The sequence below is a fragment of the Pseudomonas sp. CAN1 genome (genome assembly GCF_030462585.1).
Classification (GTDB): domain Bacteria; phylum Pseudomonadota; class Gammaproteobacteria; order Pseudomonadales; family Pseudomonadaceae; genus Pseudomonas.
In genome coordinates this window covers 1-26,383 of sequence record NZ_JASMRU010000017.1, presented here as the reverse complement: position 1 = coordinate 26,383, position 26,383 = coordinate 1, and the positions used below count along the sequence as shown (strand labels likewise).

Sequence of the window (26,383 nt, the reverse complement as noted above, 5' to 3'; positions counted from 1 at the left end):
GTTGAAAACAAGATGAACAAGAGAAACAACAACCTGGTCACTCCACGCATCCGCAAGGCGCGCATCGCCACCTTCGCGGGTTTCATGATGATTGGCGCCATGATGTACATCTGGTCCACCGGCGTGACGGCCTTCCGCGAGCAGATGGGCCTGTCGGGCAGCCTCGGTGACGTGGACTTCGGCATGATCGCGCTGAGTATCGGCGTCGGCGCTGCCATCGGCTGCATCGCCGTGGGGCGCTTCGTCGATGCGTTCGGCGCGCGCAAGGTCATCTATGCCACCGCCATCGCCTATCCGCTGTCGATCATCCCCATGGGCTACGTCAGCCACTTCTGGTTCGCTGTCACCTTTGGTGGCGTGCTCGGGCTGTTCCGCGGGGCCATCGATACCGCGCTGAATTCCCACGGGGTGCAGGTCGAGCGCTTCTACCAGCGGCCGATCATGTCGGCCTTCCACGCCTTCTATTCCTTCGGTGGCTTCCTCATCGGCATAGTCGGCAGCTACTTCGCCAGCCACTACACCAGCAGCGCCGCGGTGCCCTTCACCGTGCTGGGCCTGGCGATGCTACTGATCGGCCTGGTCACCGGGCACTTCCTGCTCGACAAGGGCGAGGCGCCGGCCCTGGACGTGGCCGCCGCAGCCAGCGATGCGGCTAGCCCGGCCAGTTCCGCGCGGAACTGGCAGATCATCCTGATCATGGTCGGTTTCGGCGTCCTGCTGCTGGGCAGCATCATCGGTGAAGGCGCGGTCTCGGACTGGGGCCAGGAGTATGTACGCCGCCAGCTGGGCACCAGCGCCTCCGAGGCCGGGCTGGCGATCTCGGTGTTCATCGGTGCGCAGTGCTTCAGCCGCGTCGTCGGCGACCGTATCGCCGAGCGCATCGGCGCGGCGCAGATGGTCTTCTGCAGCGGCCTGGTGGCGGTAGCCGGCCTGCTCGTGACCATCGTTGGCGGCACGCCGCTGGCGGGGCTGATCGGTTTCGCTCTCTACGGCCTGGGGCTGGCCTGCATCGCCCCGCTGATGCTTTCCAGCGCGGGGCGCAAGGACCCGGCCCATGCCGGGCGCAACATCGGCATCGTCAATAGCATCGGCTACTCCGGGATGCTGGTGGGGCCGGCGGGGATCGCCGCGGTGGTCAACTACTTCGGCCTCGGGTACCTGCTCTATGCGCCGCTGATCCTGCTCGGCCTGCTGGCGATCTTCAGCCCGATCCTGATGCGCGCCCACGTGTCATCGCCGGCTGGCAGCGGGGCGTCAACCTCACTGCCGGCGCACTAGCGGTGGCTAGTCGACCTTGCGGGTGGAGGTGCGCACCACCAGTTGGGTCTGGAAGATCTTGCGCTTGGGCTCGTCGCCCTTGGCGGGCGGCGTGTTGAGGATGTCCACCAGGAAGCGCGCGGCGTAGACGCCTTTCTCCACCAGCGGCTGGCGAATGGTGGTCAGGCCGGCATTGCCGGCCTCGGCGATATCGTCGAAGCCGATCACCGACAGATCGTCCGGCACCTTCATCTGCAAGGCCTGCGCGGCACTGATAGAGGCGAGCGCCATGACATCCGAGCAGGCCACGATGGCGGTGGGAGCGTACTGGTTGAGCAGGCTGGTGGCGGCCGCCTGGCCCACCGTCGAGTCGAAGCCGCCGGCCTCGAAGACATGAAGATCGCTGAATGCCAGGCCGGCTTCTGCGGCTTCCTCGACGTAGCCGGTGAGCCGCTCGCGCACGATCATCTCGGTGGACGACCTGAAGCGCTTGAAGTCCACCTCGCCACGGTGATTGTCGGGGTTGAGACGGTCGACGATGACGCCGATGCGCCGGTGTCCCAGCTCCAGCAGGTGACGCATCTGCTGCCGCGCCGCGCCGCGGTCGTCGATGCCGACGTAATGGGCGCCGTCGATCATCGGCGAATCGACCACCACGTAGGGAATGCGCTGCTGGATCACTGCCCGCACCATCGGATGGTCGTCGGGCATGGTCGGGATGATCAGACCGTCCACCAGCCCGCGCACCGCCAGGCTGGTGTTGCCGGGCTTGCCGTCCTCCTTGCGGATGCGCTGGTTGTTCAGCGGGAACAGTGTCAGGGCGACGTTGGAGAGTTCGCCGATCTCGCCGATGCCGCGCAGCAGGGCGATCATCGAAGGGTCGGCGAAGGCGTAGGAGAGCTTGTCCATCACCATCAGGCCGATGGCGCCGACCTTACCCGAGCGCAGGCTGCGCCCCATGATGTTGGGCCCTGGATAGCCGAGCTGCTCCGCCACCGCGAGGATGTGCTCGCGCTGCGCCACCGACAGCTTGCCGGGCTTGTTGTAGGCATAGGAAACCGCCGGCTGGGAAACCCCGGCGGCCAATGCCACGTCCTTCATCGAAACCATCGTCACACTCTTCAGCCACTTGCGTGGCGCTTATTCCTGTTCGGCCCCGGCGGCTTCTGCCTTGCCCGGGCCGCGAAGTCCCGGCGCGATCATAGCGCACCTGAGGGCCGGGTATCGGCCGCAAAGCGGCGCCGGCCTGCCGAATCCGTCATCCAAGTCGTCACCTGAGAAAAGGAGTGAAACCGTGAGCACACTACTGGAAAGCGCCTACGCAACCCTGCTGCCGGCCTTTGCCGGGCTGGAGCTGGATGGCGCCGTCCGCGATTTCCTCGCCAGTGGCGGCTGTTCGCTGCTGCTGGGCGAGACCCGCGCGGAATACCTGGCGCGGGCGATGTCGGCCGAGCGCCAGGGCAGCGAGAGCCGTGAGCAGTTCAGCCAACTGGTCGCTCAGGCCCGCGAGCTCGCCGGGCAGGACCTGCTGATCGCCGTGGACCAGGAACTGGGCGGCATCCAGCGCCTGCACCGGCTGGTCCCCGCGCTGCCCAGCGCTGCTGAGGCACGCGAGCTGAGTTCGTCGCAGCTGACGCAACAGGCGGCGGCGGTCGCCGAGTCGGCCCGAGCCATGGGCGTCAACCTGTTCCTCGCGCCCATCGTCGATGTGGTCACCGGCGAAAATCCCTGGTTGCAGAAGCGCACCCTGGGAACCCGCGCGGAAGATGTCAGCCGTGTCAGCGCTGCCTACGTCAGCGGAGTGCAGCAGGCCGGTGTTGCCGCCGTCGCCAAGCACTTTCCCGGACACCCGGTGACGCCGCTGGACCCGGCGGTGGCCGAGGCAGTCGTCGAATGCTCCTGGGACGAGCTGCAGCCCACCCTGGGCGTGTTCGCCGAACTGATCGCGGGCGGCGTGCAGGCCATCATGGTCGGCCCGGCGCTGGTGCCGGCGCTGGACGCGCAGGAACCTTCCAGCACCTCGGCGGCGACCATTGCCCTGCTGCGCGATGAAATGGGCTTCACCGGGCTGATCGTCTCCGATGACCTGGACGCACCGGGCATCCACCGTGGCCGCTCCATCGAGGCGACCGCCGTGGCGTCGATCAGGGCGGGCGCCGACCTGCTGCTGCTTTCCAGCGAGGCGGGTCTGGACTCGGTAGCGAGGGCGCTGGCCGAAGCGGTAGAGAAGGGCGAGATGACCGAGGCACGCCTGCTGGATGCGGCGCGGCGGGTGAGGGCGCTGGCAGCGCAACTGGCATCGGCCAGGGGCTGAAAAAAGCTGCGTTGCACTGCCGGTGGCTGTGGCAGTGCAACGCAGAAAGGATGCTCGGTCAGGCCGATTCGGCAGGCAGGGTCTGGCGCAGGGCGCCGGCGTCGGTCTTGAGTGCCAGGCCTTTCTGGATCATGTCCGCGGCCTTCTCGCCGATCATGATGCACACCGCGTTCGGGTTGCCCGAGACCAATGTCGGCATGATCGAGGCATCGGCCACGCGTAGGCCCTCGACACCGTGTACCCGCAGGTCAGGCCCGACCACCGAATCCGCGTCGCTGCCCATGCGGCAGGTACCGGCTGGGTGCAGCGCGGCATGGGCCTGCTCCAGGCAGAACTTGCGCATCTCCTCGCGGTTGCGCACTTCGTTGCCCGGCACGTGGCGGCGGGCGATGAAGGGTTTGAACGCCGCCTGGCACATGATCTGCTCGCCGACCATGCAGCCATCGGTGAGCGCCTCGATGTCGTAAGGGTCGGAGAAGTAGTTCGGCACGATGCGTGGCGGCAGGCTGGTGTCGGCCCCGCGCAGTTCGACGTAGCCGCGCGAACGCGGGCGAATCTGCCCCAGATTGAGGGTGCAGCCATTGCCGCCGGGCACCGAATCGACGCCTTCCTCGATACCCGCGCCGACCACCATGAAGTACTGCACGTCCGGGGTTTCCTGGGTCTTGTCGCCCCACCAGAAGGCGCCGCCCTCGATGAGGTTGGAGGCCGCCGGGCCGTTGCGGAACAGCGCGTACTGCAGGCCGGCCATGGCCTTCCAGAACGACTTCTTGTATTTGTCGTAGCTGTGCGGGCCGGTGAGTTCGTAGACCAGCGAGATCTCGATGTGGTCCTGCAGGTTCTGGCCGACACCGGGCAGGTCGCTGACGACCTCGATGCCGTGCTCGCGCAGGTGCTCGGCCGGGCCGATGCCGGAGAGCATCAGCAGGCGCGGCGAGCTGATGGCGCCGGCGCTGAGGATGATTTCCCGGTTGGCGAAGATCTGCTGGCGGTGGCCGTTCTCGATGAACTCGACGCCCTTGGCGCGGTTGCCCTGCATGAGGATGCGCTCGACGCGGCAGCCGGTGCGTACCGACAGGTTGGCGCGACGTTTCGCAGGGGCCAGGTAGGCGCTGGCGGCGCTGCTGCGCAGGCCGTTCTTCGCGGTGATCTGGTAGAGCCCGCAGCCAGCCGGGTCGCCGCTGTTGAAATCGGCGTTGTAGGGCAGGCCGAACTCCTGGCAGGCCTTGAGCCAGACCTTGGTCAGCGGGTGGATGTAGGGCACGTCGGAGACGCCCAGCGGGCCGCCGGTACCGTGCACCGGGTTGCTGAAACGCTCGTTGTCCTCGGCCTTGCGGAAGTACGGCAGCACGTCCTGGTAGCCCCAGCCGGCGGCGCCCTGGGCGGCCCAGCCGTCATAGTCCTGGGGCACGCCGCGGATGTAGATCATCGCGTTCACCGAGCTGCCGCCACCGAGCACGCTGGCCTGGACCATGGTCGGCTTTTCCGTGCGCGCCTGGTCGTCGCGGGGTTCCCACTCGTAGCGCTTGAGCAGCGGGCCCTGGGCGGTCTTGTAGTAGGCGCCGGGGATGTGGATGTAGGGGCTGCGGTCGCGCGGGCCTTCCTCGAACAGCACGACGGAGGCGGAAGGGTCCTCGCTCAGCCGCGAAGCGACGGTGCAGCCGGTGGAGCCGCCGCCGATAACGATGTAGTCAACCATGAAAGTTCTCTCAGCCTGGTGACGGAATGGGGTGGGGATCATCGGCTCAGCAGGCGTTCGAGCAGCGCCTTGAGCTCGCTGGCGACCGCGTAGCTGTCCTGCTGCTGTTGCCTGCGGCAGAACAGCTCGCAGCTCCACCAGCCCTGGTAGCCGGTAGCGAGTACGGCGTCGGTCCAGGCCTGCAGGTCCAGGGTGCCCTGGCCGGTGGGAACGTCGCGCAGCACCACCTCGTCGGGAATGCCGCCGGCGAAGGCCAGCGAGTCGCAGACGTGCACGCCGTAGAGGTGGCGCTTGTCCATCTTCGCCACGTCGTCCGGGGTATCGCCGGAGGTGTGGCAGTGCCAGAAGTCGATGACCATCTTCAGGTTGTCGCGCTCGCTGCGTTCGAGCAGCTCCACCTGGTGGTCGATGCCGCGCAGCGGGGTCCAGGACAGCGCTTCCAGGTACAGGGTCAGGCCGAAGCCCTGCGCCAGGTCGGCCAGGCGGCGCAGGTTGTTGGCCGTCAGCAGCATCTGCTCGCGCAGATCGATACCCAGCAGGCCGGCGTAGTGCTGCGAGCGGCCCTGGCGCTCGAAGTCGCGCACCGCCTCGACGTTGATCGGCCCGGTGAGCACCTGCACGCCCTTGGCGCCAGCGGCCTGGGCCAGGGTGAACAGCGCTTCGGCCTCGGCGAACAGCGCGTGTTCCTCGGCGCCCTGGCGTTCGATGTTCGCCAGGTAGCCGACACCGGGGATGTCCAGATYGCCCAGCAGGTTCTTCAGCTCGGCGTGGGTGAAGCCGGCGTCCAGGTAGCTGGCGATCTTCAGGCCCGAGGCCTCCAGCGCCGGCAGGCCGAGACGGCGGGTGATGTCGACATCGGTGGCCAGGGTGCCGTGGCGCGAAACAGTCGAATGCAGCGCCATCGTTTGCCCGGAAATGTTCATCGCGATTCCTCTTGTTCTTCTTGGGGCGGTCAGTGATCGCCGCGGGTTGCCGAATGCAGGAAGCCGTGCGCCACGCGCAGCGCGTTCGCCGCGATGGTGAGCGCGGGATTGACCGCAGCGGAGGAGGGGAACGAGGAGCTGTCGACGACCCACACATTGCTCAGGTCATGCATGCGGCAGTCGCGGTTCAGCACGCTGCGGCTGCTGTCCTCGCCCATCACCGCCGTGCCGCACTGGTGGGAGTTGGTGCCGATGCCCATGCGCTCGGTGAGCACCAGCGGATAGCCCGCCGAGCGCATCAGCGCGGTGGTCTTCTCCACCAGCTGTTCGTGGGCCTGGAGGTTGTTGGGCGTCCAGAACACCTTGATCGCATCGCGCTCGGCGTCGTATTCGATGCGGTTCTGCGCGGTGGGCAGGTCTTCCGAGGTCAGGTAGAGGTCGACGCTGTGGTCGGTGAGGTAGCGCGAGACCGTCTTCGGCACCCAGGGGCGCATGCCGGAGATCATCGGCTCGCGAATCTTGCCGAGCATCTGCACGTTGCCCAGGGGGAACATGTTGTGTCGGGTCGGCAGGTACCAGTCGTTCAGCGCCAGGGTCTTCTGGAACATCACCTCGTTGCGCCGACGCGGATCGACCGCCACCAGGAAGGTGCTGTTGTGCACCATGTAGTTGCGCCCGAGCTGCCCCGAGCTGTTGCCCAGCCCGCCGGGGTGCCGCTCGCTGGCGGAGCGGAGCAGCAGGGCGGCGGTGTTCACCGCACCACAGGCGAGGACGAAGCGCCCGGCCTGGATGCGCACCGGCTTGCCATCGCGGCTGGCCACGGCCTCGGTGACCTGGCTGCCATCTTCGCTGGTCAGCAGGCGCTCGACCTTGGTCCGGTTGAGCAGGCGCATGTTGTCGCGCTGCAGGGCAGGGCGCAGGGCGGAGAGTTCGGCGTCGCCCTTGGCGTCCACCAGGCACGGGTAGCCGTCGCAGGTGGAGCAGAGCACGCAGGGGCGCTCTTCGCCGAAGTCGACCGCCGCCGGCATGGCGAAGGGCTGCAGGCCCGCGCGGCGCATGGCGCTTTCCAGGGCGCTGAGCGCCGGATCGTGCTGCAGCGCCGGCCACGGGTAGGGTTGCGAGCGCCAGGGCTCGGTCGGGTCGGCGCCGGCATTGCCGTGCACTTTGTACAGCGCCTCGGCCTCGCAGTAGTACGGCTCCATTTCCGCATAGCTCACCGGCCAGGCTGGCGAGACGCCTTCGGCATGGCGGATTTCGCCGAAGTCGGCCTCGCGGAAGCGCGGCAGCATGGCGCCGTAGAATTTGGTATTGCCGCCGACGTAATAGAAAACGCCGGGGGCAAAGGGCTTATTGTCGGCATCCAGCCATTGCTCGGCATTGCGGTAGCGGCCTTCGCCGAACACCGCCTGGGCGCTCCAGTTGTGGATCTCGCGCGGCAGGAAGTCGCCACGCTCGATCACCACCACCGAGAGTCCCTGGTTGCGCAGCGCATAGGCGAAGGTGGAGCCGCCCATGCCCGAGCCGATGATCGCCACATCGCACGTCACCAGCCCGCTTTCATCAGGCTCGACCAGCGACAGGGAGCGCCGGCTGGCCGGCGCCCCCTGTTCCGGTTGCTGCGCTGAATGAGTCGAAAACAGCAGATCGCTCATCAGAGCCTTCCTCACCTCTTACAGGTGTTGTTCGGAGTTGCGCAGTTCCCAGTACTCGTCCTGACGTTCGTCAGTGATGTACTCGGGGATCGGGAAGTCCCACCAGCCCGGTACCCAGGGCCCGGCCGCGTCGCGGTCGGTGGGTACTTCGATGAGCACTGGCTCGTTGCACTCCAGCGCCTGCCTGAGGATGGGTTCCAGGTCCTCGGGGCGCTCCACGCGCCAGGAGCGCAGGCCGAAGGATTCGCCCATGGCCTTGTAGTCCGGGGAGTAGGGCTCGCCGTCCGGGGTGTTGAACTCGGTGCCGATGTGGCGGCTGGTCTGCTTGCGCTGGCCGCCGCGGATCGACATGTAGCCGGCGTTGTTCTGGATGATGAACACCACGGGGATGCCGTTGGTCTTGCAGATGGCGATTTCCTGGTTGGTCATCAGGAAGTCGCCGTCGCCGAGGATGCACACCACCGGCTGGTTCGGTGCCGCGAGCTTGGCGCCGATTGCCGCCGGCACCGCCCAGCCCATGGACGAGAAGCCGCCCGAGGTCAGGTGGGTGCGCGGCTGGTAGACCGGGAAGGTCTGCTTGACCGCGCCCTGGGTGTTGCCCGAGCCGACCACCACGATGGTGTCGCGCGGGAACACCTTGCGCAGGGCACCCAGCGGGCGCTGCGAGGTGAACGGGAAGCGGTCGGAGTCGCGGCGGGTAGCCAGCTTCTCTTCCCACTCGGTCTGCCGGGCGAGCAGGTCCTTCATGTAGTCGCTGCGGTCCACGCTCTGGCCCTTGAGGGCGTCGGCCAGGTGCGCCAGCGCGTACTTGGCGTCGGAGACGATGCCCACGGTCACCGGGTAGTTCTTGCCAATCTCGTGCGGGTCGATGTCGATGTGGATCAGCTTGCCCGGCGGGATCGAGAAGGTGACGCCCTTGGCGTAGCTGGAGGACGACCAGTCGGTGAAGCGGCAGCCCACGGCGAGGATCACGTCGGCGCTGGAGGCCATGGCGTTGCCGCACAGGGTGCCGGTCTGGCCGACGCTGCCGGCGAACAGCGGGTGGTCCTCGGGGAAGCCGCTCTTGCCGTTCCAGGTGGTCACCACCGGGATCTGCCACAGCTCGGCCAGGGCCAGGACTTCGTTCCAGGCCTCGCCGGTGATCACGCCGCCACCGATCACCATGACCGGGCGCTTGGCCTCGCGCAGAACGTCGGCGGCCTTGGCCACCGCCGCCGGGTCGGGGAACACCTTGCCGACCGGGGTGCGCTCCTCGATGGCATGCAGGTTCACCTCGGCGGCTTCGGCCTGCACGTCCATCGGGATCTCGATGTGCACCGGGCCCGGGCGGCCGGTCATCATCGAGCTCCAGGCGCGGTGCATGATGAAGGGCATCTCTTCAACGCGGGTGGCGACCCAGTGACGCTTGGAGACGGCCTCGGCGATCTTCGGGAAGTCGTTGTCGGTGTAGCGCTCCAGCTCCTGCAGCAGGCCATGGCCGCGCATGTGGGTGGGCGGGCCGCCGGTGATCAGCATCAGGCTGGTGGAGTCGGTGAAGGCGGTGGCCATGCCGATCACGGTGTTGCTGGCGCCGGCGCCGATGGAAGTCACCGCGGCCATGGGCTTGCCGCTGACGCGGTAGTAACCGTCGGCCAGGTGCACGGCGCTCTGTTCGTGGAAGACCTGGATGAACTTCAGCTTCGACTCTTCTTCGAGGAAGGCGTCGGTGAGGGTCCAGATGCCGTGGCCGGGAATCCCGGCGACGTACTCGACGCCGTAGTTCTTCAGGGTTTGGGCAACCACTTGGCTGCCGGTCAGTTTGGGCATGTCGATGCTCCTTCGGGTGGTTGGTGGCGGCTCAGGCGGGCTTGCGCGCGGCCCAGGCCAGGCCCTGCTTGGTCAGGCGGCGAATGTTCGGGTCGGCGAGGTTGCTCGTGTCGTGGCCGATGGAGTGGTAGAAGACGCGCCCCTCGCCCCAGTTGCGGACCCAGGCGACCGGGCTGCGATGGCCCTTGAGCCAGGGCATGGGGTTGCCGTCGAAGGTGGTTTCCGCCAGCACGTGGAGGTTCGGGTCGACCTGCATGTAGTACTGCTCGGAGCGCACCTCGAAGTCCTCCACGCCCTGGGTCACCTCGTGCTCGCGGTCGATGAAATTGACCATGTACGGATGCGGGTAGCCCTCGCCGGCGGGGTGCTCGAGGAACGAGCCGCCGAGCACGAAGTGGTACTTCAGGCTGGCGCGGAAGGCCGCCCCGGCGCCGTGCCAGGCGGCCAGGCCGGTGCCGCTCTCGATGGCTTCGAGCAGGCGGTTTTCCTGGGCGGCGGTGAGGGTCTCGGTGGTCACCGCGTTGTTCCAGCCGATGACGATCAGGTCGTAGCCGGTGAGGTCGCGGTCGAGGGTGAAGATGTCGGTCGATTCCTCGACCTGGAAGTCGAGCTCGGCGAACAGCTCGCGGGCCCAGGCGGCGATCTCGTAGGGGAAATGGCCGGGCCAGCCGCCATACAGGTAAAGGACACGGGTCACGGTTGGTTACCTCCGGTGTTGCTGTTTTTGCGGGAAGCCGGCGACGGGTTCCGGGCAGGGGAGTGCCCGGAGCGCAGGCGGTCTCGCGCTGGTGGGTTGTTCTGGTTGGGGCTGTCGTGAGGGTTCTGGGGCTGTGCTCAGGCCGCCGCAACGCGGGAGCCGCCTTGGCCTGATATCGAGATGCCCGCCTGCGCCCTGACCGCGCAGAGCGCGGCGTTGTGCATCGGCGCGATCACCTCCGGACAAGCGGAGAGCGCAGCGGCATCGGGCAGGAAGACGAAGAAGTGACCCGCAAGGGCGTGCCGGGAGGCCGCGGGTTGCGAGCTGGACTGGCCGGCATGCGGGGTAGAGCCGCACGGGTCATGAAGGGAGCTGGCCATGGTTTCACCTCGATCTTGTTTTTGGCGTGGCGTAATCGGCTAGGGGTTATACGTATAACCTTAATTTCACATTACCACCGGCAGAAGTCTTGTCAATACCAGGCGTCGACCAGGGCGACGCCAAGTCTGCGGCGCGGCTTCCAGGCCGCATTCGGTGGCTGAAAGATGAGTCTTCGACGCGCTCGAAGCGCATTCTGTCGCTTTTGGATATGTCGCTAGAGCCACTGATAATGCGGCTTGTGGGTGATATCTGAGAGACGGTGCCGATGCTCTACGGAAATTCTGACCATTTGGTCATCGCGCCGATTTCCTAAAAACGACCCTGTGAAAGAAGCCCATTGACAAGCCAGGCGGTGGTGATAGCTTCGAAAGAAATGAGTTATACGAATAACTCGAAAACAAGACACGAGCGAGGTACCCCACCCATGAACACGAATTCTGGCCCGCTGGCGGGCTCGATCATCGAGGGAAGGGCGTCCAGCGGCCTGCGGGCCGTTCTTGTCATCGTGCGGGCCATCACGCAGGCCAGCGCCGTGGCGCCGGCCTCGTCCAGCTGCAACCTGCGGCTGCGGCTCTAGCCCTTCCGTTTCGCACTCCAACACTGCCGGTCAGCCGGCCGAATCGACGCTCGACAGGGCCATCCAGGGCCCCGGCGAGCCCGTACCTGGTCGTTTCATCGCTTCATCCAAAACCTACAAGACAGGAGCAACACAGGTGAAAACACACAAGCCAGAGAAGGGGCGTGGCCCCGTCAATCCCGGCAGGCTCTGCGCCTGCATCGCCGTGCTCGGCGCGGCGCTGGGCGCTTCTGCCGCGATGGCCGAACAGCGTCTGGAGGTACTGCACTCCTGGGTGTCCGACAGCGAAGTGAAGGCGGTCACGGTGATCAAGCAGAACCTCGCCGCCAAGGGCGTGACCTGGGTCGATTCGGCGGTTGGCGGCATGAGCGGCAGCAATGCCCAGCAGGCGCTGCGGGCGCGGGTGACTGCGGGCGATCCGCCGGCCGCCATGCAGTCCCTCGGGCATGAAGGGATGATCTGGGCCGAGCAGGGCATGCTCGCCAGCCTCGATCAGGAGGCCAAGGCCAACCAGTGGGATGCCGCGGTACCCGATCCGCTCAAACCGTTCCTCAAGCAGGGCGGCGAGTGGAAGGCGGTGCCGGTCAACACCCACCGGCAGAACTGGCTGTGGGCCAACGCCAAAGCCTTCGAGAAGGCCGGCGTGAAGCCGCCGCACACCTGGGACGAGCTGATCGGCATGGGCGACAAGCTGCGCGCCGCCGGCTACGTGCCGCTGGCGATCAGCGATGAGCCGTGGCAGATCGGCATCGTCTTCGACGCGATCCTGATCGACCTCTACGGCGCCGACTTCTACAAGAAGACCGCCATTGACCTGGACAAGGACGCCCTCGGCAGCCCGCAGATGGTCAAGGTGTTCGACACCCTGCGCCAGGTGCGTGGCCTGGCCGACAACAACTTCCCTGGCCGCGACTGGGCGGTGGCCACCGGCATGGTGATCAACGGCAAGGCGGCCATGCAGTTCATGGGCGACTGGGCCAAGGGCGAGTTCCTCGCCAAGGGCATGAAGCCGGGTAGCGACTTCCTCTGCCTGGAGACGCCTGGCAAGGAGATTTCCTTCCAGTTCGTGATGGACACCTTCGGCATGTTCAAGGTCAAGGATCCGGGTGTGCAGAAGGCCCAGGTGATGCTGGCCGATGTGACCATGGACAAGAAGACCCAGCACGACTTCAGCCTGATCAAGGGCTCGATCCCGGCGCGCACCGATGTCGATATCTCCGACTACGACAGCTGCGGCATCAAGGCTGCCGAGGATCGCGCCACTGCCCTGAAGTCGGGCGCACTGGTCGGCGCCATGACCCACGGGTTTGCCAGCCAGGCCGAGTTCGCCAACGTGTTCCAGGATGTGGCGAGCAAGTTCTTCGTGACCGACATGAGTTCGCAGGATGCGGTGAACATGCTGGTCCAGGGCATCGATAACGCGCGGTGATCGTCATGCAAGATACTTCCCTGAAGTCGCCTGGCGCCCTGGTCGAAGCGGGAGTGGCCGAAGTCGGCCGCTCCACTCCGCCCTCCGGCGCACGGCGCTGGCTGGCCCGGCACCTGCCGAAGCTGGTCCTGGCCCCCAGTACCTTCGTGGTACTGATCGCGGTCTACGTCTTCATCGCCTGGACGGCGTGGATTTCCCTGTCCTCGTCCAAGGTGGTGCCCATCTACGACTTCGTCGGCCTGGAGCAGTACGTGCGCCTCTGGGCGACCGAGCGCTGGCACACCGCGGTGGTCAACCTGTTCGTCTTCAGCAGCCTGTTCCTGATCGGCGCGGTGCTGATCGGCCTGCTGCTGGCTATCCTGCTGGACCAGCGGGTGAGGGCGGAGGGTGCCTTGCGGGCGATCTACCTGTACCCGATGGCGCTGTCGTTCATCGTCACCGGTACTGCCTGGAAATGGATTCTCAATCCGGGACTGGGCATCCAGAAGGTGGTCAACGACCTGGGCTGGGACAGCTTCGTCTTCAACTGGATCGTCGACCCGCACTACGCCATCTACACGGTGGTGATCGCCGGTATCTGGCAGTCCTCGGGGTTCGCCATGGCGGTGTTCCTGGCGGGGCTGCGGGGTATCGACAACTCGATCATCAAGGCCGCGCAGATCGAGGGCGCGAGCCTGCCGCAGATCTACTGGCGGATCATCGTGCCGATGCTGCGTCCGGCCTTCCTCAGCGTCGTGGTGCTGCTCAGCCACATCGCGATCAAGAGCTTCGACCTGGTCCTGGCGCTGACCAATGCCGGCCCCGGCGGCTCCACCGAACTGCCCTCGACCTTCATGTTCGCCGCCAGCTTCCGCCGCAACCAGCTGGGCGTGGGCGCGGCGAGCGCGATGATGATGCTGATGACCGTCGCCGCGATCATCGTGCCCTACCTCTATTCGGAACTGCGAGGCCGCCGCGATGAACACTGACCTGCAAGGCTTCTCCCGTTACCTGGGCGGTCGCCTGTTCATCTACCTGGCGCTGGTGCTGGTGGCGCTGGTCTACCTGATGCCGCTGTGGGTGATGATCGTCACCTCGGTGAAGGACCTCGACGAGATCTACAATGGCTCCTTCATCGGCCTGCCGCAGCACATCACCTTCGAGGCCTGGGACAAGGCGTGGTCCAGCGCGTGCATCGGTACCGAGTGCGTCGGGCTGCGTGGCTACTTCCTCAACTCGATCCTCATGGTGGTGCCGGCGGTGGCGCTGTCGACGCTGATCGGCGCGTTGAACGGCTATACCCTGACCAAGTGGGAGTTCAAGGGCGCCAACGTGCTCTTCGGCCTGCTGCTGTTCGGCTGCTTCCTGCCGTTCCAGGCGGTGCTGCTGCCAATTGCGCAGTCGCTGGGCTACCTCGGCCTGGCCGGCTCGATCAAGGGCCTGATCCTGGTCCACACGGTCTACGGCATCAGCTTCACCACGCTGTTCTTCCGCAACTACTTCGTCGGCCTGCCGGGCGATCTGACGCGCGCCGCACTGGTGGACGGGGCGGGGTTCTTCCGCATCTTCTGGAGCATCATGCTGCCGGCCTCGATCCCGATCATCGTGGTCTCCTGCATCTGGCAGTTCACCCAGATCTGGAACGACTTCCTCTTCGGCGTCTCCTTCACCTCCGGCTCCAACACACCGATCACGGTGGCGCTGAACAACATCGTCAACGTCACTGCCGGCCGCAAGCAGTACAACGTCGACATGGCCGCCGCCATGGTCGCCGGCATTCCAACTCTGGTCGTCTACATCCTGGCGGGTCGCTACTTCGTGCGTGGCCTGACCGCTGGCGCAGTCAAGGGGTAAAGAACTATGGCAACTCTTCAGATCGACGGCGTAAGCAAGAGCTACGGCGACCTCGATATCCTCAAACGGGTGGACATCGCCATCGAACCAGGCGACTTCCTGGTGCTGCTCGGCCCCTCGGGCTGCGGCAAGTCCACGCTGCTCAACCTGATCGCCGGGCTCGACGACATCAGCGCCGGGGAAATCCGTATCGCCGGCCAGCGGGTCAACGAGCTGTCGCCCAGGGATCGCGACATCGCCATGGTGTTCCAGTCCTATGCGCTGTACCCGACCATGAGCGTGCGCGAGAACATCGAGTTCGGCATGAAGATCCGCAAGGTCCCGGCCGCCGAGCGCGCCGAGGCGGTCAAGCGGGTCGCGGCGCTGCTGCAGATCGAGCCGCTGCTGGAGCGCAAGCCCTCGCAGCTCTCCGGCGGCCAGCGCCAGCGCGTGGCCATGGGCCGCGCCCTGGTGCGCAACCCCAAGCTGTTCCTGTTCGACGAGCCGCTGTCCAACCTCGACGCCAAGTTGCGGGTGGACATGCGCACCGAGATCAAGAAGCTGCACCAGCGCCTGGGCACCACCATCGTCTACGTGACCCACGACCAGATCGAAGCCATGACCATGGCCACCAAGGTCGCGGTGATGAAGGACGGCTACGTGCAACAACTGGCCGACCCAGAGACCATCTACGACACGCCGGCCTCGGTGTACGTGGCGCGCTTCGTCGGCTCGCCGGCGATGAACATCATCCCGGCCAGCTTTCGCCTGACCGACCGTGGCCCGCAGTTGCTGTTCCGCAAGCCGGACGGCAGCTCGGTGAGCCTGGGTGACGTGCGCATCTCCGACGAGACCGCGCGCCAGTATTCCGGCCGCGATGTGCTGGTGGGCATCCGTCCGGAAACCTTCCGCAGCGTGACCGCGGGGCAGCCCGGCGCTTTCGACGTGGACGTCGAGGTAATCGAGCCGACCGGGCCGGACACCCTGGCCTTCTTTACCCTTGGTGGCACCGAGGTGATCGCCCGCCTGGAGCCGCGCAGCGTGCAGTCCGGTCGTAGCGCCTGCCTGAGCGTGAACATGGAGAAGGTGGTGCTGTTCGATCGCGACAGCGAGAAGCGCATCCAGTAGGGCGCGCGCGAGCAGGGCGCCTCATCGAGACGTCCGTCGTTACGTCCGGGCGCCGGCAACGGTGCGCGGGCGGGGCCTCGGTCCGGCAATTTTGTCGGCGCCGGACCAGGCCCTTTTTCCTGCCTCGGGCACGCTCGCCCGCGTCATCTGCAGAGGTGCTTCCGATGATTTCCATGAAGGACGTGGCGCGCGCCGCGGGCGTTTCCCAGCCTGCGGTTTCCTACGCCTACAGCGGCTCGCCGAAGGTCTCGGCGGCGCAGCGCGAGCACATCTTCGCGGTCGCCGAGGAGCTGGGCTATCCGGGCCCCAACCTGCGCGCGCGCAGCCTGCGCTCGGGGCGCATCGGCGCCATCGGGCTGATCGTCATGGACCAGCTGTCCTATGCCATAGATGACCCCTGGGCCACCGCGCTGCTGCGCGGCATCAGCAACATCAACGAACTGTCCAACGTCGCCCTGACGCTGTTCCCGATGAACAGCCGGCGCCTGGAGGAGGACGGCCAGGGCGGCGACGTGCACATGGCGGTGCGCGGGCTGGTGGACGGACTGATCATCTCGACCCTGCCGGACGACCACCCGACCATCCAGTTCCTGCTCAAGCGCAAGATTCCCTTCGTGGTGGTCGACTCGCCGCGCATCGAGGGCGTGCCCTATGTCGGCATCGACGACCGTGGCGCCGCACGTGAGCAGATGCGCCACGTGCTCGGCCTGGGCCACCGGCGCATCGGCATCCTGCTGGAGCGCCTCAAGCCCGACGGCTACCGCGGCATGGTCGACGAGCGCCGCTACAACCGCTCCACCGAGATGATCGTCCGCGAGCGCCTGACCGGCTACCTGGAAGAGGCGGCCACTGTCGGGCTGCGCTTCGAGGACCTGCACGTGATCGAGGCCGGCGGCTTCGATACGGTGGTCGGCAAGGCTGCCGCCGAGACCCTGCTGCGCAAGCAGGAAGTGACCGCGGTGATCGCCTGCTCGGACGTCATGGCGCTGTCCTGCCTGGCGGCGGCGCAGACCCTGGACGTTGCCGTGCCCGGCGATGTTTCGCTGGTGGGTTTCGACGATATCCCCGAGGCTGCGGAGAAGGGCCTGACCACCATCCGCCAGTCGCTGCTGGAGAAGGGCGAGTGCGCGGCGCGCTTCCTCACCGACATGCTGCAGTCGCCGGAGTCCCGCGCGCTGCCACCGAAGGTGAAGATATACCCGACCAAGCTGATCGTCCGCAGCTCGACGGCTGCGCCGAAGGAAATCGGCTGAGAGGCCTGGCTTGAGCGTCCCAGGGGAGTGGAAAGCACCCCGAAGGTTGTGCGCGCGTCCACGCTGGCACAATGCAATCCTTGATTGTTCGGGTTCATTCCTTGAAGATTTTTCTTCAAGTGCCTAAGCAGAATCCTACGGAAGGGGTTACACCTTGTCGCTCTATCGACTCAACGAAGCCGACCTCGATATCCCAGATGCCTGGCAGGACCAGAGCATCAACATCTTCAAGCTCCCCGCCAACGGCCCGGCCCGCGAAGCCAGTTTCGTCGTCAGCCGCGATGGCAGCCAGGGCGATGCGCCGTTCTCCGCCTATGTTGACACGCAGTTGCAGAACGCCGAGAAGCAGTTGCCCGGCTTCAAGCTGCACAAGCGCTGGGACTTCAACATCCACGGCCACGCGGCGGTGATGCTGGACTACCAGTGGCAGCGCGAAGGCCGTGACCTGATGCTGCGCCAGGTGTTCATCGAGCGCCGTCCGGCGGTGCTGATCACCACCCTGACCACCACGCCCTCCGACCTGCCGCACCACGAGGCGGGCTGGAAGCAGGCGATGCAGAGCCTGGTGCCGGTACCCGCCAAGGCCTGACCCCCGAGGCAAGACGCATGGATGCGCAAGCTGCAGCTCGCCTGGGTGACGAGATCGCCCACGGCTTTGGTGTCGCCGCAATGGTTGCCGGCGCGGTGGCCGGTGCCCTGATCGGCGCCGCGGTCATCGCCGCGACCGCCGCTACCGGTGGCGTGGCGCTGGTGATCATGGCCGGCGCGATTGCCGCCGGCGGCCTGTCGATGTTCCAGATCGTCAAGGGCCTGACCACCATCTTCGAATTGCCCGAGCCCACGACCGGGGTGCTCATAAGGGGCAGCCTCAACGTCTACGTGAATGACCGCAACGCCATGCGTGCCGGTGACGATGTCTCCGAGGATTGCAGCGGCCTGCCGCTGAACCATCCCTGGTGGCCGTTCCCGGTGCTGATCGCGGAGGGCAGCGCCACCGTCTACATCAACGGCAAGCCCGCTGCGCGGCTGCACAGCAAGATGGTCTGCGGCGCGCATATCAAGACCGGCAGCAAGGACACCTTCATCGGTGGCCCCACCGAGCGCGTGGCCTTCGTCCTCGACCTGGAAGAGTGGCTGCACACCGGCCTGGAAGCCCTCGGCATCGCAGCCGCGCTGGGCGGCCTGGTGCTGGCGGCGCTGGCGGGCGGGGCGGCGCTGGGGACCTTCCTCGCTGTCGGCGGCATGATCATGGGCGGCATGGAGCTGCTCGGCCAGCTCGGCGACCGCCTCGGCCCCGGCTACCGCGACCTGCTGCAGGGCGTGGCCGGCATGGCGCTGCTGGGCATAGGGCCGAAGATGGCGCGCATGAGCGCGGCAGAGAAGGCCGCCGCCGAAGCTGCCGAGGCCGCCGCGGCGCGGCGTGCCGCTCAGGCTGAGCGGCGTGCTTACCTGAACGACAAGTTCGGCCGCAGCGGCGACCTCAACCGCGACATCAACTACCGCGGCAACCAGGAAACCGCGATGAACTTCTTCAAGTCCAAGGGCATCTCACAAAGCGATGCCGAGTCGTACATGAACGGCCTGGACTTCAATCACCCGGTAACGGTCGAAACGGTGTCGTCGAGCAAGAACCTCTGGCAGTACCAGTCCCCCGGAGCCCCGCAGGGCAACTGGTATACACTCACGCCGCGCGTGCAACCCACTGAACTCGGGATCAACCCGATGGGCACCAACCGAGCGGCGAACACCATCGAACCCAAGGTGCTCAATGCCTACAAGACCACCCAGAAGGTCGAGGTGCTGCGCAGCACAGCGGCGCCGACGACGGACTTCTGGTCGGTCAAGGGCCAGAACTTCCCGGCCAAGGGCGGCGCCACCCAACTGTTCTCCAATGAAAAGGGCTCGTTCGGGCTGACACCACCATGACGCCAATCCAATACATCGACCATGCCCTGGCCCTGGTGGCCGACCGCCTGCAGCGCTTCCCCGGTTTCGACGTGCTGCTCTCGGCACAGGAGCAACTGGAATACGTGCGCGCCGTGCTGCTGGACCGCAGCCTGGACCGTGCGCCACTGCATCGGCTGACCCTGGGCGCCATTGCCGTCAAGGAATTCGACGAGACCGATCCGCCGCTGGCCCGCGCGCTCAAGGATGCTTTTTACGTGGCCATACGCACCGCGCGTGGCTTGAAGGTCGACCTGCCATGAGTCGCCAGCCGGCCACCTGATCCACCGGAAGGAAAGCTTGCATGGATGCACAAGCTGCCGCCCGCCTGGGCGATGAGATCGCCCACGGCTTCGGCGTTGCCGCGATGGTTGCCGGCGCGGTGGCCGGTGCGCTGATCGGTGCTGCGGTGGTCGCTGCAACCGCTGCAACGGGTGGCCTGGCGGCGGTGATCATCGCCGGTTCCATCGCCGCCGGCGGCCTGTCGATGTTCCAGATCGTCAAGGGCCTGACCACCATCTTCGAGTTGCCCGAGCCCACCACGGGGGTGCTCATACGCGGCAGCTTCAATGTCTACGTGAACGACCGCAACGCCATGCGCGCGGGCGACGATGTTTCCGAGGATTGCACCGGCCTGCCGCTGAACCATCCCTGGTGGCCGTTCCCGGTGCTGATCGCCGAGGGCAGCGCCACCGTCTACATCAACGGCAAGCCCGCTGCGCGGCTGCACAGCAAGATGGTCTGCGGCGCGCACATCAAGACCGGCAGCCAGGACACTTTCATCGGGGGCCCCACCGAGCGCGTCGCCTTCGTGCTCGACCTGGAGGAATGGCTGCACACCGGGTTGGAGGCGCTGGGCATAGTCGCCGCGCTCGGCGGCCTGGTGCTGGCCGCCATGGCTGGACTGGCAGCGCTGGGCACCTTCGTGGTGGTCGGCGGACTGATCATGGGTGGCATGGAGCTGCTCGGCCAGCTCGGCGATCGCCTTGGCCCCGGCTACCGCGACCTGCTGCAGGGCGTGGCCGGCATGGCGTTGCTCGGCTTCAGCCCGAAGATGGCGCGCCTGGGCCGTAAACCGACGGCCTGGGAAATGCGCCAGAACGCCTTCAAGCCCGGCGTCACGGAGAACGACATCCTGGCGTTGCCCCACGGCAAGCGGCCGCCGGCCACGGACTACCTGAAGGACTCCTACGTCAAGCAGCACCTCAAGGTGTTCGAGAAGGAGGGCGGTTCCTTCCTGTTCACCCCCGGCGATATCGCCGACCCGATGTACACCACCTTCAACCCGAAGAAGTTCGTCATGGCCCGTTCCGACATGGACGCGGTGGTCGCCAAGTACCGCGAGACCGGCGACGTGGCGGTGCTGGAGGATGCGCTGGGCTACAAGAAGGGCGACCTGGTCGGCAAGGACATCTACCGGGTCAACGTCGACAACCCCAAGGTGATCATGCCCAGCGGCAACGAGGGCGGCGCCAACTCGCTGTGGCGCCCCGGCGGCGTGACCTATCCCGGCGGCAACCGCGAAGCCGTGCTGGACAACGTACCGATTGCCCACGGTAACGACCTCGGCATACTGTCCTCCACCCAAGATGTGACGAGAATTCCATGACGACACCCGACGACGTCCTGTCCCTGGCGCTGGCCAACGACGAACTGGACCGCTTCCTGGCCGGCGAACCGTTCTATTTCGTCGAGGCGCAGACCGACAACCCCGAGCCGCAGAACGTCGCCCAGGCGTTCGACGAACTGGTGGTGCCGCAGTGGCAGCAGGACCCCGGCTTCGCGCCGCGTTTCGTCGCTGCGCTGATGAAACTGCTGGCCAGCTATCCCGACCGCAACCGCGCAATCTACCTCGCCCATCGCTGGGTCTGGTACTACCGCTACTGCCTTTCGAAGCAGCACGCGGAACCCACGGGGCGCTATGCCGGGCTGTTCGAGGTCGACCTCGGCGGCGTGGCCGCGCAGCTCAAGCAGCTGACCCAGGAGCGCAAGGCCGATCTGCTGGCCGACACGCGCTGGGCCGGTGCCAGCTGGAACAGTGACAACGGCCTGTGGGGACCGCTGCTGCGCACCTCGATCCACCTGCGTGACCGGCTCGGCGGCCCGGACTTCGTGCCGGACAACCCCTGAGCCGCCACGGGGCTGCGACGATGAAATTCAACGACCGGTGCTGGAGCCGCGAGCATCGCTTCAGCATCGGCCGTGAAGAAGTCAGCGGGCGCTGCTACCTGTCCATCCCGGTGAGCAACCGGCGGGTGGACAACGAGGAGTACTACGCGATCGAGCGAGCCGATTTCGACGCCTGGCAGCAGGACATGAGTCTCGCGCTGGGCTTCGTCGAACGCTGTCGGCGGCGTGAGATGGACCATCTGCTGCTCATGGCACCGGGGCCTGACCGAGGCACGGCGCTCTGATCCGCACGCCGGGCGGCTTCCCCGCGCCCTGATCTACCCCTGCCAAGCCGGCGCGCGCCCGGGGCAGGGCGCGCGCCAGCTTTGCAGCAACGGATCAGGCCTTGGGCGGCGGCGGGAAGGCGCTCTGCACTTCGCCGTTGATGCTGCCCTGGTTGCCCTGGCCCTTGCCGTCCACCGCGCTGGCGCCGCCGGAGTTGAGGTCGAGGCGGCCGCCGGTGTCGATGTTGCCGTTGCCGCTGGCGTAGATGTTGAAGGCGCTGCCGGATATGTTGATGCGCCCGTCGGCGTTGAACTCCAGCACGCTGAGGCCGCAGACCAGGCGAATCTGCGCGCCGGCCTCGATCAGGTACTGGATGCTCACCTTGTCGCTCTTCATGCCGCCCACCAGCAGGCTGTCGTTCTGCTTGACCGCCCGCGAACGGTGCTGGCCGATGCGCACGTTCTCATTGTTGCCGATGCTCTTGGTGCGGTCGTGGCCGACGCTGTGGCTCTCGTCCACCTCGACGACTATGTCCTGGTTGCGCTCGGCGTGGATGTACAGCTGCTCGGCGCCTTTCTTGTCCTCCATGCGGATTTCGTTGAAGTTGGCCGGGGTGCCGCCCTTGCTCGAACGGCTCTTCATGCCGCTCTGGGTGGCGTTGGCGGGCAGGTCGTAGGGCACCGCCTGCTCGGCGTTGTAGACGCGCCCGGTGATGATCGGCTGGTCCGGGTCGCCTTCGAGGAAGCTGACGATCACCTCCTGGCCGATGCGCGGAATCTGCATGCTGCCCCAGTTCTTGCCGGCCCAGGCCTGGGACACGCGAATCCAGCAGGAGCTGTTCTCGTTGGACTGGTCGTGGCGGTCCCAGTGGAAGTGCACCTTCACCCGGCCGAACTGGTCGGTGAAGATTTCCTCGCCGCTGGGGCCGACCACGCGGGCGGTCTGCGGGCCCTGCACGCTGGGCTTGCGGGTCGCTTCAAGCGGGCGGAAGGTCTGCTGCGCGTCGGTGCAGGTGAGGCTGCACAGGTACTGGCCGCCACCGCCGCCGCCGGTTTCCAGTGATTCCTGGGTGACCCGGTAGCTGGCGCCGACGATCAGGTATTCGCGGTTCTGGTCGGCGCGGGCGAAGCCGGTGAGGCTGAACAGGTCACCGCTGGACAGGCCGCGCGCATTGCCGCTGAACTCGATGCGCTCGTGCAGGCTCTGCAGGGCGTCGATGCGGTTGCGCGCGTACTGCTCGCCATGCTCGCTCTGCACGTAGGCGCCGGGGTAGTCGTACAGCGGGTAGTCGCCGGCGCTGTGCGGGCGCGGCTGTGCCGAGCGCACGTCGATGCGCGCGGAGGGGCGCTGGAAGTCGTAGTCGTTGAGCTCCAGCGAGCCAGGCTGCACCTGGTGCGCCAGGCGCCAGTCGTTGAGGTGGTCGCGCTCGCGGTGCTGGCCGTCCGGCGGGTAGTAGGGCACCTGGGCATAGCCGGGCGGGGTACGGTGCGCGCCGTAGGCGTCGGCCAGCACCAGCACGTGGCGGTCCTTCTCGTGGCGGAAGTAGTAGTAGATGCCTTCCTTCTCCATCAGCCGGCTGACGAAGTCCAGGCTGCTCTCGCGGTACTGCACGCAGTATTCCCACTCGCGGTAGCTGCGGCTCAGGGCGTCCTCGAAGTCGGAGAAGCCGAGGTCGCGGAACACCTGCTTGATGATCTGCGGCACGCTCTGGTGCTGGAAGATGCGGCAGTCGGAGGTGCGGCTGAGCAGCCACAGCCAGGGCCGCAACGTCACCTGGTAGGCGGCGAACTGGCCGACGTCGATACTCTGCCCGCAACGCGCCACCAGCCCGTGGAAGTGCCGCTGGCCGCCTTCGGGCAACTGCAGCGAAAGGCTCAGCGGCTTGCCCAGCAACTGGTTGAAATCGAGGTTGGCGTCGCTGGAGACCAGCTGCAGGTCGTACTCGAACAGCCGGCCCAGCTCATCGCTGCCGGAGAAGTCGCGTAGCAGCAGCGCATCCGGGCCCAGCGGGCTGGTGACCTGGGCGAAACGGGAAAGCTGGGTGAACTGGGTGAACTGCATGGCGGGGTCCGGTGTGTCCTGTTCCTAGGATCGCCGGGGCGCACGGCCCCGGCGTCAGCGCTGGGTCACGCCGCCGCGTCGGCGAAGTGGTAGGCCAGCTCGTTGTTTTCCACGCCGATGCGCACCGAGGCCAGCGCCTTGCCTTCGAGCAGGCGGGTGAGGAACTCGCGGCTCATGTCCGGCAGCAGGCTGTTGGTGAGGATGGCGTCGATCATGCGGCCGCCGCTCTCGGTCTGGGTGCAGCGCGAGACCACCAGGTCGATCACCGCGTCGTCGTACTCGAACGCCACCTTGTGGGTGCCTTCCACGCGCTTGCGGATGCGCTCCATCTGCAGGCGGGTGATGGCCTTGAGCATGCTGTCGCTGAGCGGGTAGTAGGGGATGGTCACCAGCCGGCCGAGCAGCGCCGGCGGGAAGATTTCCAGCAGCGGCTGGCGCAGGTCGCGGGCGATGTCGTCCGGCGCTGGCAGCGCGGCGGGGTTGGCGCACTGGCGGGCGATCAGCTCGGTGCCGGCGTTGGTGGTGAGCAGGATCAGGGTGTTCTTGAAGTCGATCAGGCGGCCTTCGCCGTCCTCCATCACGCCCTTGTCGAATACCTGGAAGAAGATTTCATGGACGTCCGGGTGGGCTTTCTCCACCTCGTCCAGCAGCACCACGCTGTACGGCCGGCGACGCACCGCCTCGGTCAGCACGCCGCCCTCGCCATAGCCGACGTAGCCGGGCGGGGCGCCCTTGAGGGTGGAGACGGTGTGGGCTTCCTGGAACTCGCTCATGTTGATGGTGATGAGGTTCTGCTCGCCGCCGTACAGCGCCTCGGCCAGGGCCAGGGCGGTCTCGGTCTTGCCCACCCCGGAGGTACCGGCGAGCATGAACACGCCGATCGGCTTGCTCGGGTTGTCGAGCCCGGCGCGGGAGGTCTGGATGCGCTTGGCGATCATCCCCAGCGCGTGGTCCTGGCCGATGATGCGCTTGGCCAGGTGGCTGTCGAGGTTGAGCACGGTCTCGATCTCGTTGCGCGCCATGCGCCCGACCGGGNCCGACCGGGATGCCGGTCCAGTCGGCGACCACCGAGGCCACCGCCTGGTAGTCCACGGTCGGCAGGATCAGCGGTGTTTCGCCCTGCAGGTCGCCGAGGCGCTGTTGCAGGTCGAGCAACTGGGCGCGCAGGGCGTGGTTGTCGGCACCGGCGCTTTCGCTGTCCACCGCGCCGGCCTGTTCGCGCAGCTGGGCGCGGGTGGCGAGCAGTTCGTCGACCAGCGCCTTCTCTTCGCTCCAGCGGGCTTCCAGGCTGGTCAGGCGCTCGCGCTCGGCGGCCAGCAGGGCTTCGCTGTTGGCACGGCGGGCACCGACCTCGATGCCGATGGCGTGTTCGCGGGCGATGATTTCCAGTTCGGTTTCCAGCGCCTGGATGCGTCGACGGCTGTCGTCCACTTCCGCCGGCACCGCGTGCAGGCTGATGGCGACGCGGGCGCAGGCGGTGTCCAGCAGGCTCACCGATTTGTCCGGCAGCTGGCGTGCCGGGATGTAGCGGTGCGACAGCTTCACCGAGGCTTCCAGCGCCTCGTCGAGAATCTGCACCTGGTGGTGGCGCTCCATGGTCGAGGCGACGCCGCGCATCATCAGCAGCGCCTTGTCCTCGGACGGCTCGGGCACCTGCACCACCTGGAAGCGGCGGGTCAGTGCCGGGTCCTTCTCGATATGCTTCTTGTACTCGGCCCAGGTGGTCGCCGCCACGGTGCGCAGGGCGCCGCGCGCCAGGGCCGGCTTGAGCAGGTTGGCGGCATCGCCGGTGCCGGCCGCGCCACCGGCGCCGACCAGGGTGTGGGCTTCGTCGATGAACAGGATGATCGGCTTGGGCGACGCCTGGACGTCCTCGATCACCTGGCGCAGGCGCTGCTCGAACTCGCCCTTCATGCTCGCGCCGGCCTGCAGCAGGCCAACGTCCAGCGCGCGCAGCTCGACGTCCTTCAGCGCCGGCGGCACGTCGCCGGCGACGATGCGCAGGGCGAAGCCTTCGACCACCGCGGTCTTGCCGACGCCGGCCTCGCCGGTGAGGATCGGGTTGTTCTGCCGGCGGCGCATGAGGATGTCCACCAGCTGGCGAATCTCTTCGTCACGGCCGACGATGGGGTCCATCTCGCCCTTGCGCGCCTGCTCGGTGAGGTCGACAGTGAAGCGCTTGAGCGCCTCCAGCTTGCCCATCGCGCTGGGCGCCATGGCGCCGCTGGCTTCGCCTGGCGTAGCGCAGGCATTGAAGCCGTCGCTGGCGGCCTGGCCGTTTTCCGGCGAGTCGCCCATGTACTCGTCGAAGCGCTCGGTGAGGGTCTCCACCTTGACCTTCTCGAACTCCTTCGACAGCGCCAGCAGGGCATGCCGCAGGCTCGGTGTCTTGAGGATGCCGATGACCAGGAAACCGCTGCGCACCTGGCTCTGGCCGAACATCAGGCTGCCGTAGACCCAGCCGCGCTCCACGGCTTCCTCGACGTGGGCGGAGAGGTCGGTGATCGAGGTCGAGCCGCGCGGCAGGCGGTCCAGCGCCTCGGTCAGGTCGCGGGCCAGGCGTGCCGGCTCCAGGCTGAACTGGCGCACCACGCGGTGCAGGTCGGAGTCGGGCAACTGCAGCAACTGGTGCAGCCAGTGCACCAGTTCCACGTAGGGGTTGCCGCGCAGCTTGCAGAATACGGTGGCAGCTTCGATGGCCTTGTAGGCGGTGGGGTTGAGTTTGCCGAACAGCGCGGCGCGACTGATTTCACCCATGGGATGTGCTCCTTGTCTGTGGTGCCGGCGCGCTCGGCGCGGCGTGGTGCCGGGACAGCACCAGGTCCTTCGGGTCGTGTTCGGGGCGGCCCAGCCAGGTCGTGTAGCCCAGGCGCAGCCCATGATCCAGGCGCAGCGCGGGGGTTTCCTCGCGGCGCAGTTGCAGGTTCAGCTGCCAGTCCAGTTCCTCGCCCAGGTACTCGCCGACCCAGGCCACCAGTTCGGCGAACGCCTGGCCGTCGGGCAGCATTGCCTGGTACTGCTCAAGGCTCAGCGGGCCGAGGCAGATGCCGAAGCAG

22 protein-coding genes and 1 pseudogene are annotated in these 26,383 nt (G+C 66.8%); 14 read left to right on the top strand and 9 right to left on the bottom strand.

Features of this window, described 5'->3' with window-relative positions:
- The first annotated feature begins 12 nt into the window (after positions 1-12).
- Positions 13-1,278, top strand: coding sequence for an MFS transporter (locus QO207_RS20395; RefSeq protein WP_301534134.1), 1,266 nt, complete (start codon positions 13-15; stop codon positions 1,276-1,278).
- A gap of 6 nt (positions 1,279-1,284) precedes the next feature.
- Here QO207_RS20395 and QO207_RS20390 read toward each other — a convergent pair whose 3' ends face one another.
- Positions 1,285-2,367 (bottom strand): LacI family DNA-binding transcriptional regulator, encoded by a 1,083-nt coding sequence (locus tag QO207_RS20390; RefSeq protein WP_301534133.1) that lies wholly within the window; start codon positions 2,365-2,367, stop codon positions 1,285-1,287.
- Positions 2,368-2,551: 184 nt separating this feature from the next.
- Here QO207_RS20390 and QO207_RS20385 point away from each other — a divergent pair, with 184 nt between their 5' ends.
- Positions 2,552-3,571: a glycoside hydrolase family 3 N-terminal domain-containing protein gene (locus QO207_RS20385; RefSeq protein ID WP_301534132.1), complete on the top strand. Its 1,020-nt coding sequence runs from the start codon at positions 2,552-2,554 to the stop codon at positions 3,569-3,571.
- A gap of 58 nt (positions 3,572-3,629) precedes the next feature.
- Here QO207_RS20385 and QO207_RS20380 read toward each other — a convergent pair whose 3' ends face one another.
- Genes QO207_RS20380 through QO207_RS20360 form a run of 5 tightly spaced genes read right to left on the bottom strand, consistent with a single transcriptional unit; the run spans position 3,630 to position 10,348 of the window.
- The gene (locus QO207_RS20380; RefSeq protein ID WP_301534131.1) at positions 3,630-5,270 is read right to left on the bottom strand and encodes a GMC family oxidoreductase; all 1,641 of its coding nucleotides are present in this window, start codon (positions 5,268-5,270) and stop codon (positions 3,630-3,632) included.
- 38 nt (positions 5,271-5,308) lie between these two features.
- The gene (locus QO207_RS20375) at positions 5,309-6,193 is read right to left on the bottom strand and encodes a sugar phosphate isomerase/epimerase (RefSeq protein WP_301534130.1); all 885 of its coding nucleotides are present in this window, start codon (positions 6,191-6,193) and stop codon (positions 5,309-5,311) included.
- A gap of 29 nt (positions 6,194-6,222) precedes the next feature.
- Positions 6,223-7,845, bottom strand: a complete 1,623-nt coding sequence (locus tag QO207_RS20370) for an FAD-dependent oxidoreductase (protein ID WP_301534129.1) — start codon at positions 7,843-7,845, stop codon at positions 6,223-6,225.
- Positions 7,846-7,863: 18 nt separating this feature from the next.
- A complete protein-coding gene (locus QO207_RS20365; protein WP_301534128.1) occupies positions 7,864-9,651 on the bottom strand; it encodes a thiamine pyrophosphate-binding protein in 1,788 nt (595 codons plus the stop codon).
- A gap of 31 nt (positions 9,652-9,682) precedes the next feature.
- On the bottom strand, positions 9,683-10,348 hold the full coding sequence (locus QO207_RS20360) for a ThuA domain-containing protein (RefSeq protein WP_253446425.1): 666 nt from the start codon (positions 10,346-10,348) through the stop codon (positions 9,683-9,685).
- An 805-nt stretch (positions 10,349-11,153) separates the two neighbouring features.
- Here QO207_RS20360 and QO207_RS20355 point away from each other — a divergent pair.
- The 12 genes from QO207_RS20355 (at position 11,154) to QO207_RS20300 (ending at position 21,286) form a co-directional block, all read left to right on the top strand.
- Positions 11,154-11,306 (top strand): hypothetical protein, encoded by a 153-nt coding sequence (locus QO207_RS20355; RefSeq protein ID WP_253446422.1) that lies wholly within the window; start codon positions 11,154-11,156, stop codon positions 11,304-11,306.
- Positions 11,307-11,442: 136 nt separating this feature from the next.
- Positions 11,443-12,735: an ABC transporter substrate-binding protein gene (locus tag QO207_RS20350; RefSeq protein WP_301534127.1), complete on the top strand. Its 1,293-nt coding sequence runs from the start codon at positions 11,443-11,445 to the stop codon at positions 12,733-12,735.
- A 5-nt stretch (positions 12,736-12,740) separates the two neighbouring features.
- Positions 12,741-13,703 carry a carbohydrate ABC transporter permease gene (locus tag QO207_RS20345; protein ID WP_301534126.1) on the top strand — a complete coding sequence of 321 codons (963 nt, stop codon included), beginning with the start codon at positions 12,741-12,743 and terminating at the stop codon, positions 13,701-13,703.
- Positions 13,693-14,568 (top strand): carbohydrate ABC transporter permease, encoded by an 876-nt coding sequence (locus QO207_RS20340; RefSeq protein ID WP_301534125.1) that lies wholly within the window; start codon positions 13,693-13,695, stop codon positions 14,566-14,568. Before QO207_RS20345 ends, QO207_RS20340 begins: the two co-directional genes overlap by 11 nt.
- Before the next feature lie 6 nt (positions 14,569-14,574).
- On the top strand, positions 14,575-15,675 hold the full coding sequence (locus QO207_RS20335) for an ABC transporter ATP-binding protein (protein WP_301534124.1): 1,101 nt from the start codon (positions 14,575-14,577) through the stop codon (positions 15,673-15,675).
- Positions 15,676-15,839: 164 nt separating this feature from the next.
- Complete coding sequence (locus QO207_RS20330) at positions 15,840-16,928, top strand: LacI family DNA-binding transcriptional regulator (RefSeq protein WP_301534123.1); 1,089 nt, start codon at positions 15,840-15,842, stop codon at positions 16,926-16,928.
- 154 nt (positions 16,929-17,082) lie between these two features.
- The gene (locus QO207_RS20325) at positions 17,083-17,517 is read left to right on the top strand and encodes a DUF1795 domain-containing protein (protein ID WP_301534122.1); all 435 of its coding nucleotides are present in this window, start codon (positions 17,083-17,085) and stop codon (positions 17,515-17,517) included.
- A 17-nt stretch (positions 17,518-17,534) separates the two neighbouring features.
- Entirely contained in the window at positions 17,535-18,854 is a 1,320-nt protein-coding gene (locus tag QO207_RS20320; RefSeq protein WP_301534121.1) for a polymorphic toxin type 46 domain-containing protein, read from the top strand.
- Complete coding sequence (locus tag QO207_RS20315) at positions 18,851-19,135, top strand: immunity protein Tsi6 family protein (protein ID WP_301534120.1); 285 nt, start codon at positions 18,851-18,853, stop codon at positions 19,133-19,135. Before QO207_RS20320 ends, QO207_RS20315 begins: the two co-directional genes overlap by 4 nt.
- Positions 19,136-19,176: 41 nt before the next feature.
- On the top strand, positions 19,177-20,481 hold the full coding sequence (locus QO207_RS20310) for a PAAR domain-containing protein (protein WP_301534119.1): 1,305 nt from the start codon (positions 19,177-19,179) through the stop codon (positions 20,479-20,481).
- On the top strand, positions 20,478-21,002 hold the full coding sequence (locus QO207_RS20305) for a hypothetical protein (RefSeq protein WP_301534118.1): 525 nt from the start codon (positions 20,478-20,480) through the stop codon (positions 21,000-21,002). Before QO207_RS20310 ends, QO207_RS20305 begins: the two co-directional genes overlap by 4 nt.
- 20 nt (positions 21,003-21,022) lie before the next feature.
- Positions 21,023-21,286, top strand: coding sequence for a hypothetical protein (locus QO207_RS20300; protein ID WP_301534117.1), 264 nt, complete (start codon positions 21,023-21,025; stop codon positions 21,284-21,286).
- Positions 21,287-21,380: 94 nt separating this feature from the next.
- On the opposite strand, the gene QO207_RS20295 is transcribed toward QO207_RS20300, so the two are convergent.
- The 3 genes and pseudogenes from QO207_RS20295 to QO207_RS20285 all read right to left on the bottom strand — a co-directional run.
- Entirely contained in the window at positions 21,381-23,327 is a 1,947-nt protein-coding gene (locus tag QO207_RS20295) for a type VI secretion system Vgr family protein (protein ID WP_301534116.1), read from the bottom strand.
- Positions 23,328-23,392: 65 nt separating this feature from the next.
- Positions 23,393-26,084 (bottom strand): annotated as a pseudogene (tssH, locus tag QO207_RS20290) (type VI secretion system ATPase TssH).
- The coding region (locus QO207_RS20285) for a type VI secretion system baseplate subunit TssG (protein WP_301534115.1) at positions 26,077-26,383 on the bottom strand (307 nt) is incomplete at its 5' end. The gene QO207_RS20285 and the pseudogene tssH, both read right to left, overlap by 8 nt.

Coding starts and splice junctions, on each gene's coding strand:
- QO207_RS20395 (WP_301534134.1), top strand. CDS start 13: ATGAACAAGAGAAACAACAACCTGGTCACTCCACGCATCCGCAAGGCG.
- QO207_RS20390 (WP_301534133.1), bottom strand. CDS start 2,367: ATGGTTTCGATGAAGGACGTGGCATTGGCCGCCGGGGTTTCCCAGCCG.
- QO207_RS20380 (WP_301534131.1), bottom strand. CDS start 5,270: ATGGTTGACTACATCGTTATCGGCGGCGGCTCCACCGGCTGCACCGTC.
- QO207_RS20370 (WP_301534129.1), bottom strand. CDS start 7,845: ATGAGCGATCTGCTGTTTTCGACTCATTCAGCGCAGCAACCGGAACAG.
- QO207_RS20365 (WP_301534128.1), bottom strand. CDS start 9,651: ATGCCCAAACTGACCGGCAGCCAAGTGGTTGCCCAAACCCTGAAGAAC.
- QO207_RS20355 (WP_253446422.1), top strand. CDS start 11,154: ATGAACACGAATTCTGGCCCGCTGGCGGGCTCGATCATCGAGGGAAGG.
- QO207_RS20345 (WP_301534126.1), top strand. CDS start 12,741: ATGCAAGATACTTCCCTGAAGTCGCCTGGCGCCCTGGTCGAAGCGGGA.
- QO207_RS20340 (WP_301534125.1), top strand. CDS start 13,693: ATGAACACTGACCTGCAAGGCTTCTCCCGTTACCTGGGCGGTCGCCTG.
- QO207_RS20335 (WP_301534124.1), top strand. CDS start 14,575: ATGGCAACTCTTCAGATCGACGGCGTAAGCAAGAGCTACGGCGACCTC.
- QO207_RS20330 (WP_301534123.1), top strand. CDS start 15,840: ATGATTTCCATGAAGGACGTGGCGCGCGCCGCGGGCGTTTCCCAGCCT.
- QO207_RS20320 (WP_301534121.1), top strand. CDS start 17,535: ATGGATGCGCAAGCTGCAGCTCGCCTGGGTGACGAGATCGCCCACGGC.
- QO207_RS20315 (WP_301534120.1), top strand. CDS start 18,851: ATGACGCCAATCCAATACATCGACCATGCCCTGGCCCTGGTGGCCGAC.
- QO207_RS20310 (WP_301534119.1), top strand. CDS start 19,177: ATGGATGCACAAGCTGCCGCCCGCCTGGGCGATGAGATCGCCCACGGC.
- QO207_RS20305 (WP_301534118.1), top strand. CDS start 20,478: ATGACGACACCCGACGACGTCCTGTCCCTGGCGCTGGCCAACGACGAA.
- QO207_RS20300 (WP_301534117.1), top strand. CDS start 21,023: ATGAAATTCAACGACCGGTGCTGGAGCCGCGAGCATCGCTTCAGCATC.
- QO207_RS20295 (WP_301534116.1), bottom strand. CDS start 23,327: ATGCAGTTCACCCAGTTCACCCAGCTTTCCCGTTTCGCCCAGGTCACC.